Consider the following 15,242-nt stretch of genomic DNA (forward strand, 5'->3'; position numbering starts at 1 on the left):
TCCTTGTTCAGAACAGCCCGCTGGATTCACTGAACAGCTCGTCCAGCTCCCTGTCGACCTTGATGTAGATCTCGTGCTGGATCTTCACATTCAGGTTGATGTTGATCGGTTCGCTGGGCGCGGCCAGCTGCACCTTGGGCGTACAAGCGGTCAGGATGCCGACCATCACCGCCGTTATCGTCAGACGCCAATACATATTTACTTCTCCTGTCATGGACTGCGTCGCTGCAAATAGAACTGCTCAACCCGCTTGCGAATGACCTCGTTCACCTTCCCGGTCAACTGCAGACTGGTCAGCAGGGCCGGAATGTCTTCTTCCAGGCGAATGTTCAGGTGAACCGGCCGCCCCTGCTGAAATGCCGGGTTGCTCCCTTCCAGCCGCAGACCGAGTACCAGCACGCCCTGCTCATCATAGGACAGATCACTGGCCAGTACCTGATACTGAAAGTTATCCAGCGCCACGGCCAGCTGTTCCAGGTTGGGGTTACTGGCTGCCAGCTCGCGTAATTGTTCCGCCTGGTAACGCAGCACACCGGGTTCGCGGGCCTGCAGCCGCCCATCGGCAATCAGCAGATTGCCGTCCACCAGACTGATGGGGAAACGCCCGTCCAGCGTGCCCTGCCCACTCAAGCCTTCCGCGGGATAGACCTCGAAAAGGCGGGCCAGTTCGACGCCTTCCACCATTGCTACCAAGGTCTGCCGTGCCTGCCCCAGATCCAGGGTGGCCGGCTCCAGTATTATCTTTCCATCCAGCACACCGAGGCTGGCGCTGCGCAGGTCAAGCGCACCTGTGGTCGGTTCATTGAGCGTGGCGCGATAACGGCCGCTGGCCTGCAGTGGTCCCAGCGGCAGGCCAGGGTCCAGACTGGTGATGCGCAATGCGTCGGTGTCCAGCTGCAGCTGCTCGTTCTGTAGCATTATCTCCAGCGGCAATGACAACCCGGTGAAGCTGGCGCGATCGTAGATACCCTGACCGCCACTCAACGACAGTTGGCCGGTGAGACGATCCAGCCCGTCTCGGCCGGTCGCCTGCAGCTGACCGGTGATGCGCCCACTGGAGAAACTGAGCAGCGCCGGCCAGTCAGTGAAGGTGCCCATCAGCGGATCGGCGGCGCGTAGAAATATCTCCTGCAGGGTCGCCTGCAGCTGCCAGGGCTGACCGTTGGGCCAGTTCATTCGCAGGTCGGCATTCAGCCCACTGAGCGCGGCAAGGCTGCCATCCAACGTCAGTCCGGTCGGTGATTGCTGGAGTCTGCCGTTCAGGTTCCAGCCCTGGGGTTTGAGCGCGGCATGCGCCAGCCGGGTGGCACCGATCCGCAGCGGCGTGTCCAGTTGCAGCTGATCAGGCGTTGCCAGCGGAGCACTCAGACTGGCCTCGCCAACCTCCACGCGCAAGCCCGCCAGTTGCAGGCCAACGTCCGCCAGCGACAGGCTCTGCGCCGTTACCAATGCCTCTTTGCCGAGCTGCAGATTTAACTGCTGCTCGCTTATGTGTCCGAGAAACGGCCAGTCGAGTCGCACCGTCCGCGCCTGCAGACCGGCCATCGCCAGCCTTGACGCATCCAATTGCAAGAGCCCGTCCCCCAACCGGGCCTGCCACTGCGGCTGACGGCTCAGCTCCAGTTGGGTATCCAACTGCCCGCTAATGCCCCCCTCAAGCGCCATGTGCATGGCCAGCGGAATCGTATCCCGCCAGCTCGCCAGACTGCCCGGCTGCGGCGTGACCTCCAGAGCAATGGCGTCTGGCCGCAGCTCCGCCGGCAGGCTGGCCAGCGCCTGCAGCTCCGGTCGCGCCAATCGCGCGTCCAGTTGCCCCGCATGCAACAGCCATTGATCACCGCGGTTTTCCAGATCGATATGCAGATGGCCACTGAGCTGCCCCAGCCCGGCCAGCGGCAGCGGTTGCGGCAGTTCCAGCTCGGCCTGCAACAGGTAGGCGCCGGCGTCTTCGCGCAGCTGCAGCTGGCCCTGCACGTACTGCTCATCAGCCTGGAGCGCCAACTGGGCGGCAATTGCCAAGGGCTGCTGCTCGGCGCTTACCTGCAGCTCGCCCTGCAAGCGGCACCATTCGCCCTCACAGGGCAGTTGCACCAGCAGGCTGCGCACCGCCAACTCCCGCGGCAGCCAGGACAGCGGCCCGGCCAGTTGCTCCAGGTCGGGAAACTGCCACTGCGTCTCGGTCTCGCGTTGCGGCAGCTGCTGCGCCGACTGCCAGACCAGTTGCAGTTCATCGATCAGCAACTGCTCGATCCGCGGCCCATCGCGCCAGGCCGGCTGCAGGCGAATGCCATCCAGACGGAACCCCAGGCGACCCTGCTCCGTTACCTGTACCCCGCTGGCCTCGCCCAACCACAGCGCGCCATCGGTCCAGCGTAACTGCTGCCAGTGCAACTGTTCGAGCCCGGCGGCCGTGAGGGTGCGCTGCAGCCACTGGCCGGTCAGCACGGCGGCGAGCAGCAACACCAGTAATACTGCCCCGGCACTGACCACGGCTTTGCGCATTCACCCCTCCACAAGACAAGCACCCGGCATCAAGGTTAGCATGCGGGATCAACCCGATCATGAAGGCAGGTATATGGATATTCTCCGCCGGGTCAATCGCCGCAAACGGCGGCCCAGACCGTTGCGCCGACTGGCTCTGCTGTTCTTGCTGTTGTGGGTCGGCATGGGCCTGTTCGAGGCCAACCGACCCATGCCGGAAGGATTGGCGGTCAGCCAGCCCTGGCGACCCGCCACCGACGTGCAACTGTTGCTGGATCAGACCTGGCAGGCTGGTGATGGCGAGCGGATCAGCCAACAGCAGATCTTTGACGAGGCGCTGGCGATGATCAACGGCGCCCGGCGGCTGGTGGTCGTGGATATGTTCCTGTTCAATGAGTTTGCCGACGAGAACAGCTTCCGTCCCCTGTCTGCCGAACTGACCCAGGCGCTGATCGCTGCCCGGCAGCGGCGGACCGCACCTGAGGTCATACTGATCACCGATCCCTTCAATACCTTGTATGGCGGAGTGAACAACCGCCAACTGCAAGCCCTGCAGCAGGCCGGCGTGCGGGTGGTGCTGACCCCGCTGGAGCAGTTGCCCGCCTCCAACCCCCTGTGGTCCGGCCTGTGGAATCTGTGTTGCCGCTTCGTCGGCAACAGCACCGAGGGCGGCTGGCTGCCCAACCCGGTGGGTGATGGCAAGGTTACCCTGCGCAGCTATCTGCACCTGGCCAACTTCCGCGCCAATCACCGCAAGACCCTGGTAGTCGATGCCGGCGACAGCTGGTCGGCGCTGGTCACCTCGGCCAACCCGCATGATGCCAGCAGTCGTCATTCCAACCAGGCGCTGCGTTTCAGCGGCCCGGCGGCGCTGGATCTGCTGCAGACCGAACAGGCCGTGGCCGCGCTGGCGCGTGTCGATACCCGCCACTGGCCGCAGCCACCAGCCGCGACACCCATAACGGAGGAAGCCAGGCTGCGCGTCCTCACCGAAGGTGCGGTACGTGATGCATTGCTGCAGATGATCGACAGCGCCGCGCCCGGCGACCAACTCGATATGGAAGTCTTCTATCTTTCGCACCGATCACTGATCGAGGCACTGATCGCCGCCCGCCAGCGGGGCGTGATCGTCCGCGCCCTGCTCGACCCCAACCGCGATGCGTTCGGCCGCGAGAAGAACGGCATCCCCAACCGCCAGGTCGGCTGGGACCTGCACCGCGCTGGCATTCCGGTGCGCTGGTGCAACACCAGCGGCGAGCAATGCCACCGCAAATGGCTGCGTCTGGATCGGGCCGATGGCAGCAGCGAGCTGATCAGCGGCTCGGCCAATTTCACCCGACGCAATCTGGATAGCCTGAACCTGGAAACCGATGTGCAATTGGTTGCCGGGCATGATGACCCGACCATGATGCGGGCGAGGAACGTCTTCGAGGCGCTGTGGAATAACGCGGATGGGATCGAATACAGCCTGCCCTACGAGGCTTTCGCCGATCACAATGTCGGCCGCTATGGGCTGTATCGGTTGATGGAGGCGGCGGGGTTGTCGACGTTCTGAGAGGCAAAGCCCGCCTCAGGCAGGCTTCAACGCTGCTCGCAACGAAGTGGACGCATCGGCCAGTGCTTCGACATCCACAGTCGCGCCAGCCTGCACCAACGCTTTGGCCTGGACAAAGTCCCGCGCCAGATTGACGCTATCCACTGCCAGCACCCGCCCCTGACGTAGATAGACCAGCGAAAAGCTGCGATTGGCCGGGTCGCCCCGCATTACCGTCTGGTCATGTCCCGCTGACAACCCGACCGTTTGCAGTTTCAGATCGTACTGATCCGACCAGAACCAGGGCAGCGCGGTATAGGGCTGCGGCTTGCCTGTCAGGCTATCGGCCACGACCCGCGCCTGGTCATTGGCATTCTGCACCGACTCCAAGCGGATCGGACCGTCCAGCGCCGAATGGCAGTTGCGGTGGGCGGCGCAATCACCGATGGCGAAAATATTCGCAGCACTGCTGCGACAATACTCATCCACCAGCACACCTCCAGCGGCCTGCGTCAGCCCGGCCTCGGCCAGGGGGGCCACTGACGGCTCGATACCAATACCGACGACCACCATCTCGGCGGGCAATAGAGGGCCATCCGCCAAAGCCACACCCATCACCCTGCCAGCCTCACCGATAATGCGGTCGACACGGGTACTGAGCCGTACATCAACACCTCGGGCACGATGCTCGGCTTCATAAAAGCGAGACAGGGATTCGCCTGCGACACGCGCCAGTACCCGGTTCTGCACCTCCAGCAGGGTCACGCTCCGGCCGAGTTGCTGCAGCACCGCCGCCGTCTCCAAACCGATATAACCGCCACCGATGACTACCACCTGCCGGGTGTGATCAAGCTCGGCCCGCAGCCGATCAACGTCCTGCCGGGTCCGCACATAATGAATGCCGGCCAGCTCGTGGCCGGGACAGGTGAGACGCCGCGGCGAGCCGCCAGCGGCCCAGATCAGATTGCCATAGCCGAAGCATTCACCCGAGCCGGCATACAGGCGCCGTGCCTGGACATCAACTCTGTCGATACGAGTGCCGCGCAATAGCTCGATATCATGGTTGCGCCAGAAGTCCTCCGCTCGCAACAGCAGGCGTTCGAACGGCTTCTCCCCCGCAAGATAGTCCTTGGACAGGGGCGGTCGTTCGTAGGGGAGTTCCGGTTCATCCCCCAGTATCCCCAGCGTTCCCGCGAACCCCCGTTGGCGCAACAGGCTGGCGACTTGAGCGCCCGCATGTCCCGCGCCGACGATGGCCACATCGAATACTTGCATCACGTCCCCATTCAATCAGCGTTTGCAGGTGGCTTCACTCTTCAGAGTGCAGCCAGACACCCGGCCATAATAGCCATCCCCTCTTCCACTTCCCCATCCGTCGCGGTAAGCGGCACCAGGATACGAATCACGTTGGCGTACTGACCGCAGGACAGCAGCAACAGCTGCTTCTCCCGCGCGCGCATTACCAGCCGGCTGGCCAGCTCCGGATCAGGTGCGCCGTCCGGCTTCATCAATTCAAAGGCCACCATGGCGCCGAGACCACGTACTTCGGCGATGCGCTTGTCGCTCTCGGCCAGTTGGCGTAACCGACTGGTCAACATGTCGCCCAGGGTACGGGCACGCGCCAGCAGGTTTTCTTCCTCGAACACATCCAGCACGGCCAACGCCGCGGCGCAGGATACCGGGTTGCCGGCATAGGTACCGCCCAACCCGCCCGGAGCAATGGCATCCATCAGCTCGGTGCGGCCGCAGACACCCGCCAATGGGAAGCCGCCGGCCACCGATTTGGCGAAGGTGGTCAGGTCCGCCGTCACGCCCATCTGCTCCATGGCGAAAAAGCTCCCGGTACGGCCAGCGCCGGTCTGCACTTCATCGGCAATCAGGACGATGCCATGCAGGTCGCACAGTGCCCGCAGGCGCTGCATGAACTGCGGCGAAGCCATGCGGAAGCCACCCTCGCCCTGCACCGGCTCGACTACCAGTGCCGCGATGTCCCGGGGTTCGGCATCGTTCTTGAAGATCTGCTCGATGCTGTCGATGGCATCGTCCTCGCTGACGCCGTGCAGCGCATCGGGGAAGCGGGCGCGAAACACGCCACCCGGCATCAGCCCCATGCCCGAGGCGTAGGGCATGACCTTGCCGGTCATCGCCAGGGTCATCATGGTCCGGCCATGATAGCCGCCGGCAAAGGCAATCACCCCGGCGCGCCCGGTGGCGGCGCGGGCGATCTTCACCGCATTTTCCAGCGCCTCGGAGCCGGTAGTGACCAGCAGGGTTTTCTTGGCGAAGTCACCGGGCACCAACGCATTGATGCGTTCACACAGCTCGACATAGGGCCCATAGGCCACTACCTGAAAACAGGTGTGGGTATACAGCTCCAGCTGGCGCTTGACCGCATCGATCACCTTGGGGTGGCGATGACCGGTATTGAGCACGGCGATACCACCGGCAAAATCGATGTACTGGCGGCCCTCCACATCGACGATGGTGGCGTTTTCCGCATGTTCGATAAATACCGGGTGAATCTGTCCGACGCCCCGGGGCACCGCCTGCTCGCGCCGCTGCATGAGGGACTCATTGTTGTCTGCCATGTCGCTGTCCTCCACTCTCTGCCGGCGGGTCAGATGCCGCCCAGGCACACATATTTGATTTCCAGATATTCATCCATGCCGTACTTCGAGCCTTCGCGGCCCAGCCCGGAAGCCTTCATGCCGCCGAAAGGCGCCACTTCGGTGGAGATGAGCCCGGTATTCACCCCGACCATACCGTACTCCAGCGCCTCGGCCACGCGGAATACCCGGCTCAGGTCGCGAGCATAGAAGTAAGCGGCCAGGCCGTATTCGGTATCGTTGGCCTGGCGAACCACGTCGGCTTCATCAGTAAAACGGAACAGCGGCGCCACCGGACCGAAGGTTTCCTCTCGGGCGATCAGCATGCTGCTGTTCACTTCGGTGAGAATGGTCGGCTCGAAAAACAGGCCGCCCAGGGCATGGGGGTGGCCACCGGCGAGCAGGGACGCACCGCCCGCCACCGCGTCCGCAACGTGGCGCTGCACCTTCTGCACCGCCTCGGCATTGATCAGCGGGCCGGTGGTGACACCCTCGCGCATGCCATCGCCCACCTCCAGCCGGCGCACCGCCACGGCGAGCTTCTCGGCGAAGGCGTCGTATACCCCGTCCTGCACATAGAGGCGGTTGGCGCAGACGCAGGTCTGACCGGCGTTGCGGTACTTGGAAATCATCGCGCCTTCCACTGCCGCATCCAGATCGGCATCGTCGAAGACGATAAAGGGCGCATTGCCGCCCAGCTCCAGGGACAACTTCTTCAGGCTCGGCGCGCATTGCTGCATCAACTGGACGCCGACGGCGGTGGAACCGGTGAACGACAGTTTGCGCACCACCGGGCTGGCGCACAGCTCAGCCCCCACGTCCCGGGAATTATCCACCCCAGCGGTGACCACACTGAGCAGGCCGGCCGGCAAACCCGCCTGCTCAGCCAGGGCGACCAACGCCAATGCGGAGAAGGGCGTCTGCGGCGCGGGCTTGAGCACCATGGCGCAGCCCGCCGCCAGCGCCGGCCCGGCCTTGCGGGTGATCATCGCCGAGGGGAAGTTCCACGGCGTGATCGCTGCCGTCACACCGACCGGCTCCTTCTGTACCAGAATGCGCTTGTCGTTCTGATGAGCGGGGATCAGATCGCCGTAGACCCGCTTGGCTTCCTCGGCGAACCATTCGATAAAGGAGGCGGCATAGGCAATCTCGCCCCGGGCCTCGGCCAGCGGCTTGCCCTGCTCCGCGGTCATGATTCGCGCCAGGTCTTCCTGATGCTGCATGATCAACTCAAACCAGCGACGCAGAACGCCCGCGCGCTCCTTGGCCGTGCGCCGACGCCAGGCCGGCTGCGCCGCCTGCGCCGCAGCAATGGCCCGGCGGGTCTCCTCGGCACCCATATCCGGCACGCTGCCCAACCGCTCGGCCGTGGCAGGATTGAAAATCTCGGTACGCTGGCCGCGCTCGGCCTCGCACCAGGTGCCATTGATGAAAGCCTGCTGGCGGAACAGTTCGGGGGCGTGCAATTCCATGGAGAGTCCTCATGTCCAGAAATGGCATCATGCTTTGCCATATCGGCGTTTGATATTTCAAACATGCTATGTCGCCGAGGAAATTCAGACAAGGCGCATTGTGACCCACCTCCCAACCACACGATAAACCTTTTGACCCTCCTGATGGTTCATCGGGATCATTGCAGCTCCCGGGGCATAACCGGTTTCCAAGGCACAGGGACAGTGATGATCAAGATAGGCATAGGCTCAAGGACGTCCACCGGCGGGGCGGTTATTGAAGGTAATCCCGGCATCATGTTCGATGGTCTGGTAGCGAGCTCGGTGGGACACATGGCCAGTTGCCCGAAATGCAAGAAGGGTGTCGGCCCCATTGTTGCGGTTGGCCCACGAACGATTATGCGGCCCGCCGGCCCTGCCGCCCGTGCCGGGGATTATGTAGCCTGCGGTTGCCCGGCCGGATCAAATACGCTGCTGGCAGAGGGTACGGTGTTTATCGGCAGCGGTAGCGCCGCGGGCTCTGCATCTCGCAGCGGATCTGGCAGCTCGGGCAACACGGCATCGGCTCAGACCCTTGCCAAAGCAAGTGGCGCCAGTCTATTAGCTCCTGGCACCGGCGCGCCAACGCCTGGGCAATTCCGACAAAATGCGGTTGGCGATAATCCGCCTCATTCCTTTGAAGAGGAAGAAGAGGAGGAAGAACGCGAGCTGCCGATGAAGCAACGCATCACCCTGCGCCTGGGCATGTTCTTCGACGGCACCGGCAACAATCTGGGCAACGCCGCCCTTACCGCCGAGTGCCGTCGCCAGGATCTGCATGAATTCGATGAACAGACCCTGAGTAATATCCGTCAGCTGTGCGAAACCCATGATTACCGGGACACCAATGGCGATGGGCTTTATGATCAGTTGCCCGGCAGCAGTTATGGCAATGAATTGAGTAACGTGGCGCTGTTGTATGACCTGTATGAAGATCAGGCCGATGCCCTCGTGGAAGAAAATACCAAGGCAGCAAGCCTTAAAGTCTATATCGACGGAATAGGTACAACTGGCGGCAGCGAAGATTCCACCACGGGGTTGGCAATGGGACAGGGCCGAACGGGGGTGGTCGCTCGTGTCAGCGAAAGCCCTACGCTGATAATGGCAAAGCTGCGCCGATTACTGAACGGGAATCCGCAACTGCTTATCGAAAGAGTCGAGTTCGATATCTTCGGTTTCAGTCGTGGGGCTGCCGCTGCACGGCATTTTGCCAACGAAGCACTCAAGCCCTCAGGTGGTGTAATGGCCAGCCAATTGAATCATGAACTGCCAGCAATGGCTGCCGACTTTGACTGGTCAACCCACGTGAGTATCAACTTTATCGGTCTGTTCGACACCGTCGCCGCGGTTGCCGCCCCTTTGAGCGGCAATCTCAGTGTCGGAGACAGCCACAACCCCGGCGTCAATCTGCACCTGCCGCCCGGCTGCGCCAGAAAGGTGGTTCACCTGACCGCGGCCGATGAGCACCGGCATAACTTCAGCCTCAACCGGGTGCATACCAGTCATGAAGAATTGGCGTTGCCTGGAGTACATTCCAATCTCGGTGGCGGCTATCCGGCCGTGCTACGTGAGCGCCTACTGATCGGACGGCCGCGCCTCTGCCGCGCTGCGTATTATTCGATGGAAAGCGTCGATCGGGCCAAAGTGGAACAATCACGGGAATGGCGGGCCAGAGAGGCGGAGGAGCGCGAACTACGCGCCAGAGGTTTGCCCGGAGAGGGCAAGTTCATTCATGAAAATATTGCCCTGCCGCCCTCGACGGGTAGCCAAAATGGGCACCGGCAAGCCAGGGATGTCCTCTTGGCTCTGGGGCTAGATCGGATGGTGCGGGGCGAGCTGTCGCGGGTTGCGTTGCGGGTGATGCATGCCAAGGCAATCCAGCATAATGCCCCGCTTGGCGCAATCGACGAATTGGATCGGCGAATGAACATACCCGCCGACTTGCAACCTATCGCCCATAAAGTCATCAGTTCTGCCATGACCGGTCAGAGTGCAGAACTGAGTCAAGCGGAGAAACGCTTTCTGCACAGTCGCTACATCCACAGTTCGGCCAACTGGACATCGACATATGGCTTTATGGTGAACAAACCACGCAGCGGGAATCAGCGTGCGGTTTATAGCGATCAGCCACAGAGAGGCTATCCAGTATGAGACGTTTTCTGCTGGCTTGCAGTCTGTTGATACTCATGGCCGGTTGCACCAGCCAATCTGTCCAGGATCCGCTGCATCCGCCGCCACCGGACCTGCCCTACCGCACCTGGGAAATCGGCCTGCTGGCACCCAACTATATGGAGGTCTGGGTCGAGAGCGTCGATGTGCTGGATCAGCGCGGAGTGGGCTATTACCGGGTACATGGCGGTCTCGCGTCCATCCAGAGCCCACCCAATAATCGGGGCAACCCGAGCGGTTGGCCAGCCAGACCAGGAGCCGGCGCTACCCGCCCCATGACCGGTATCGACCTACCCGAAATTGTGTTTGTACGTTGGCAATCATTGGCCGAGCCACAGACCTACCGGGTGCGGATCGATATACCAGAGGCTATACGAAAGGAAATGGTCACCACCTATCCCACCTTCTGCCATTTTGATGGTCAGTATATTCAGGACTACAGAGCCATTATCACTGTTGGACTAGCTCCCGGCGGCATTGCCAAAGCATGGTTGAGCGGGGACTGCCTTGAACCTGTCGAAATCGGCCGATTCACCGGTTCCATTCATCCCGAGGGGCCTTACGACGGAACGTCAGGCGGTCAGCACAGACCACTCTCTCCCGCCGCAAAAAGCTATATCGACACTCATGAGATTCCCTTCGACAGTTGGTAGGCTCATGCTCGCTATTACAACGAGCCCGCTACACCAGCGGCTCGTCATCCATCAACACATGGGAAGATTGCTGGCCTTCCTCGAATAACCCGGCCACCCGCTGCAGGCTGGCCAGCAACATCAGCTGCTCCCAGTCGGCAAGCTTGCCGAAACGCTCGAGAAAAGCGCTGGGCAGCAATGCCGGTTCGGCCTGGATGGCCGCCTCGCCTTTGGCTGTCAGGGTCAGGTGCACCTTGCGCTTGTCACTCTGGCTGCGTACGCGTTTGAGCAGCTCGCGGTTTTCCAGGCGGTCGATGATGGTGCTGAGTGTCGCCTGGGACACGCTGACCTGTTTGGCCAGGGCGCCGAGCGTGCCTTCACCCATCGCCTGAATGCTGTGCAGGATCAACAGCTGGATAGGCGTCAGGCCGCTGTGGCGGCCCAGCCGCTTGGCGTGAATCTCGGTGGCGCGCTGCAGCCGCCGCAGGGCCAGATACAAGTCGTGCATCATGTGGTTTCGCTCCCGGCAAACAAACGGCCTCGGTGGGCGGGCATTCTGCCACAGACCCCGCTCCCTTTGGCCAAAAAACCTTTAAACCAAACCGCGCCCGCGGTTTCCAAGGATTGAGCAATGGAAAATCGGCAGATTAATTTCCACTTCAAACTATCTTCATTGTAGGTCGCCATGACGACCTCACCCCAAACCAAGGAGTAGTAGATGTGTGGATTGGCGGGAGAATTTCGTTTTGATGGCCAGTTGGCGGACCTGACTGCCCTGGCCCGAATGACCGGACAAATGGTCAGCCGTGGCCCGGACGCCGCCGGTATCTGGTCCACCGGCCCGGTCGCCCTGGGCCATCGCCGACTGAAGATCATGGACCTGGCCGAAGCCTCCGGTCAGCCCATGACCGATCCGCAACTGGGTCTGAGTCTGGTCTTCAACGGTGCCATCTACAACTATCCAGCCCTGCGCGGCGAGCTGGAGATCATGGGTTACCGGTTCTTTTCCGATGGTGATACCGAGGTAGTACTCAAGGCCTATCACGCCTGGGGCGAAAAGATGCTCGAGCGCTTCAACGGCATGTTCGCCCTGGCCATCTGGGAGCGCGATACCCAGCGCCTGTTTCTGGCCCGTGATCGCCTGGGCATCAAGCCGTTGTATCTGTCCGAGACCAGCCAGCGCCTGCGCTTCGCCTCCAGCCTGCCGGCGCTGGTGCGCGGCGGTGATCTGGATACCTCAATCAACCCGGTGGCGCTGAATCACTATCTGTCCTTCCATTCGGTGGTGCCAGCACCGCTGACCGTCCTCAACGGCGTGCAGAAACTGCCGCCCGGCCACTGGCTGCGGATCGATGCCCAGGGCCAGCGCGAACAACAGTGCTGGTGGACGCTGGAATACGGTGCGCGCGCCGATGAGCGGGAATTGCCCTTCGAAGCCTGGCAGGACCGCGTGCTTGACAGTCTGCGTGCGGCAGTCAAACGGCGCAATCTCGCGGCGGTGGACGTGGGTGTGCTGCTCTCTGGCGGGGTGGATTCCAGTCTGCTGGTGGGCCTGCTGCACGAGGCGGGCGCCCGTGACCTGCAGACATTCTCAATCGGCTTCGCCGACGTCAACGGCGAAGCGGGCAACGAGTTCCGCTACTCCGGCGCCGTGACCTGCAGACATTCTCAATCGGCTTCGCCGACGTCAACGGCGAAGCGGGCAACGAGTTCCGCTACTCCGACCTGATCGCCGAGCATTACGCCACCGACCATCATCAGCTGATGATTCCCGAGCAGGAGATCCTCAGCGGCCTGCCCGATGCACTGACGGCCATGAGTGAACCCATGGTCAGCCACGACTGCATCGCCTTCTACCTGCTGTCCCGTGAGGTTTCCAAGCACTGCCGGGTGGTGCAGAGCGGTCAGGGCGCCGACGAAATCTTCGCTGGCTATCACTGGTATCCCCAGGTCGATCAGGCCGCCGATCCGGTCGCCGCCTACCAGCAGGCGTTCATGGACCGGGACTTCAACGAGTACCGCGACACTGTCCAGCCTGCCTGGGTCCAGCAGGACCATGCCGGCGATTTCATCCGCGATCACTTCGCCCGTCCCGGCGCCGCGCAGGGCCTGGACAAGGCACTGCGCTTGGACAGCACCGTGATGCTGGTGGAAGATCCGGTCAAACGGGTCGACAACATGACCATGGCCTGGGGCCTGGAAGCACGGGTGCCCTTTCTCGACCATGAGCTGGTGGAGTTGGCCGCACGCATCCCGGGGCGCTTCAAGCTGCCCGGCGATGGCAAATACGTACTCAAGGAAGCAGCGCGCAAGATCATTCCCGCCGCGGTGATCGACCGGCCCAAGGGCTACTTCCCGGTGCCGGGACTGAAATACCTGCAGGGCAGCACCCTGGATTGGGTCCGCGACAGCCTCACCAGCCGCCGCGCCCGGGAACGCGGGCTGTTCAATGAAGCCTACATCGATACATTGCTGCGCAATCCCATGGATCACATCACCCCCCTGCGCGGCTCCAAGCTGTGGCAGTTGGCGGTGCTGGACCTGTGGCTCGACGCCCAAGGGGTGTGACCATGAGTCGACCGATGCCACCCGAACAACAACGCCTCAAGCGCGGCCAGACGCCCACCTGGGAGCGGCTGCAGGCCGGTCATGCCCAGCAGGGCCAACCCCCTGCCGAAGAGTTGCGCGACGTCACCCTCGATTGTGGCTGGGGTCGCTTGCTGATCGGGCATACCTTCAAGGACCCACAGCGGCTAGCCGACACGCTGCTGCAGGAAACGCCCGGCGAGCGCGATATCGCACTCTATGTTGCCGACCCTCATGTGGTGCTGTCCTTCGCGCCGCAGCAACTGTTCCTTGATCCTTCCGACACCCTGCGCCTGTGGTTCAGCAACTACCGCCCGGCGCACAACGGCATGCGCGGCTTTCACATCCGCCGCCCGCAATGCGATGCGGATTGGCAGGCAATCAATACCCTGTATCTGTCCAATGGCATGGTCCAGGTCAATCCGCAGCGCCTGACGCCACGAAAATCCGGTGGGCCGGATTTCTGGCTTGCCGAGGATGCCGACAGCGGCGAGATCATCGGCACGGTAATGGGCCTGAACCATGCCCGCGCCTATGACGATCCCGACAAGGGTTCCAGCCTCTGGTGCCTGGCAGCGGACAGCAAGACCCAGCGCTTCGGCGTCGGTGAAATGCTGGTGCGGCACCTGGTGGAGTATTTCATGAGCCGGGGCAGCGCCTATCTGGACCTGTCGGTGCTACATGACAATACCCAGGCCAAGGCGCTGTATCACAAGCTCGGCTTCCGCCAGCTGCGCACCTTCACCATCAAACGCAAGAACAGCATCAATCAGCCGCTGTTTCTCGGCCCGGAGCAGGATGAAGGACTTAACCCCTACGCCCGCATCATCACCCGGGCGGCCCGTCGTAGAGGCATCGAGGTCACCGTCAACGATGCCGAAGCCGGTTTGTTCACCCTGACCCAAGGCGGGCGCAGCATCCGTTGCCGCGAGTCGCTCAGCGATCTGACCAGCGCTGTCAGCATGACCCTGTGTCAACAGAAGCAGCTTACTCATCACTGTTTGCAGCGCCACGGGCTGAACACACCCGCCTACCGTCTTGCCGCCGACCCGGAGGCCAACGCCGCCTTCCTCGCCGAGCATGGCGCGCTGGTGGTCAAGCCTGACAACGGCGAGCAGGGCAATGGCGTGGCGGTCAATATCCGTGACCCGCAGACCCTGGAGCAGGCCATCGAAGCGGCCCGCCGTTTCGACAGCCGCGTGCTGCTGGAGAGCTTCCACGAAGGCGACGACCTGCGCATCGTGGTGATCAACTTTCAGGTGGTCGCCGCCGCCATCCGCAAGCCGGCGCAGATCTGCGGCGACGGCCGCAAGACCGTTCGCGAACTGATCGAAAAGCAGAGCCGCCGCCGGCAGGCCAGCACCGATGGCGAAAGCCGCATCCCGCTGGACGACGAGACCTGCCGCACCGTGGCAGCGGCCGGCTTCACCCTGGACAGCGTCTTGCCCGCCGACCAGCATCTGCAGGTACGCCGCACCGCCAACCTGCACACCGGCGGCACCCTGGTGGATGTCACCGATGAACTGCACCCCACCTTGCGCGAGTGCGCCATCACCGCCGCCCGCGCGCTGGACATTCCCATGGTCGGCATGGACCTGCTGGTCCCCGCCGTCGACCAACCCGATTACGTCATCATCGAGGCCAATGAGCGCCCGGGGCTGGCCAACCACGAGCCCCGCCCTACAGCAGAGTGCTTCATCGACATGCTGTTTCCGCTCAGTCAGCCCGGTTCGTCAACCTGATG

The 15,242-nt window shown here is 62.6% G+C and carries 10 protein-coding genes and 1 pseudogene; 5 read left to right on the forward strand and 6 right to left on the reverse strand.

What is annotated here, in order from left to right; all coding sequences use genetic code 11:
* Positions 1-7: 7 nt before the first annotated feature.
* On the reverse strand, positions 8-196 hold the full coding sequence (locus QAO71_RS15575; RefSeq protein WP_036988981.1) for a YnbE family lipoprotein: 189 nt from the start codon (positions 194-196) through the stop codon (positions 8-10).
* 14 nt (positions 197-210) lie between these two features.
* Positions 211-2,502, reverse strand: a complete 2,292-nt coding sequence (locus tag QAO71_RS15580) for a YdbH domain-containing protein (protein ID WP_280164841.1) — start codon at positions 2,500-2,502, stop codon at positions 211-213.
* A gap of 73 nt (positions 2,503-2,575) precedes the next feature.
* Between QAO71_RS15580 and QAO71_RS15585 the strand changes: the two genes are divergently transcribed.
* Positions 2,576-4,036, forward strand: a complete 1,461-nt coding sequence (locus tag QAO71_RS15585) for a phospholipase D-like domain-containing protein (protein ID WP_280164842.1) — start codon at positions 2,576-2,578, stop codon at positions 4,034-4,036.
* A 15-nt stretch (positions 4,037-4,051) separates the two neighbouring features.
* On the opposite strand, the gene QAO71_RS15590 is transcribed toward QAO71_RS15585, so the two are convergent.
* From QAO71_RS15590 to gabD, 3 genes are read right to left on the reverse strand one after another with little or no spacing between them, the layout of a single operon-like run.
* The gene (locus QAO71_RS15590) at positions 4,052-5,290 is read right to left on the reverse strand and encodes an FAD-dependent oxidoreductase (RefSeq protein WP_036988976.1); all 1,239 of its coding nucleotides are present in this window, start codon (positions 5,288-5,290) and stop codon (positions 4,052-4,054) included.
* Positions 5,291-5,331: 41 nt separating this feature from the next.
* Positions 5,332-6,603 (reverse strand): 4-aminobutyrate--2-oxoglutarate transaminase, encoded by a 1,272-nt coding sequence (gabT, locus tag QAO71_RS15595; protein WP_280164843.1) that lies wholly within the window; start codon positions 6,601-6,603, stop codon positions 5,332-5,334.
* A 29-nt stretch (positions 6,604-6,632) separates the two neighbouring features.
* Entirely contained in the window at positions 6,633-8,093 is a 1,461-nt protein-coding gene (gabD, locus tag QAO71_RS15600) for an NADP-dependent succinate-semialdehyde dehydrogenase (RefSeq protein WP_280164844.1), read from the reverse strand.
* Between the two features lie 207 nt (positions 8,094-8,300).
* On the opposite strand from gabD, the gene QAO71_RS15605 reads away from it, so the two are divergent.
* Entirely contained in the window at positions 8,301-10,262 is a 1,962-nt protein-coding gene (locus QAO71_RS15605) for a DUF2235 domain-containing protein (RefSeq protein WP_280164845.1), read from the forward strand.
* Positions 10,259-10,933, forward strand: a complete 675-nt coding sequence (locus QAO71_RS15610) for a DUF2931 family protein (protein WP_036988972.1) — start codon at positions 10,259-10,261, stop codon at positions 10,931-10,933. Before QAO71_RS15605 ends, QAO71_RS15610 begins: the two co-directional genes overlap by 4 nt.
* A 28-nt stretch (positions 10,934-10,961) precedes the next feature.
* On the opposite strand, the gene QAO71_RS15615 is transcribed toward QAO71_RS15610, so the two are convergent.
* Positions 10,962-11,423: a MarR family transcriptional regulator gene (locus QAO71_RS15615; RefSeq protein WP_083392482.1), complete on the reverse strand. Its 462-nt coding sequence runs from the start codon at positions 11,421-11,423 to the stop codon at positions 10,962-10,964.
* A 207-nt stretch (positions 11,424-11,630) separates the two neighbouring features.
* Here QAO71_RS15615 and QAO71_RS15620 point away from each other — a divergent pair.
* Together QAO71_RS15620 and ngg are read left to right on the forward strand one after the other, a co-directional pair.
* Positions 11,631-13,480: pseudogene (locus tag QAO71_RS15620) on the forward strand (asparagine synthase-related protein).
* 2 nt (positions 13,481-13,482) lie between these two features.
* Complete coding sequence (gene ngg, locus QAO71_RS15625; protein WP_280164846.1) at positions 13,483-15,240, forward strand: N-acetylglutaminylglutamine synthetase; 1,758 nt, start codon at positions 13,483-13,485, stop codon at positions 15,238-15,240.
* Positions 15,241-15,242 lie beyond the last annotated feature (2 nt).

Source organism: Halopseudomonas sp. SMJS2 (assembly GCF_029866945.1).
Classification (GTDB): Bacteria; Pseudomonadota; Gammaproteobacteria; order Pseudomonadales; family Pseudomonadaceae; genus Halopseudomonas; species Halopseudomonas bauzanensis.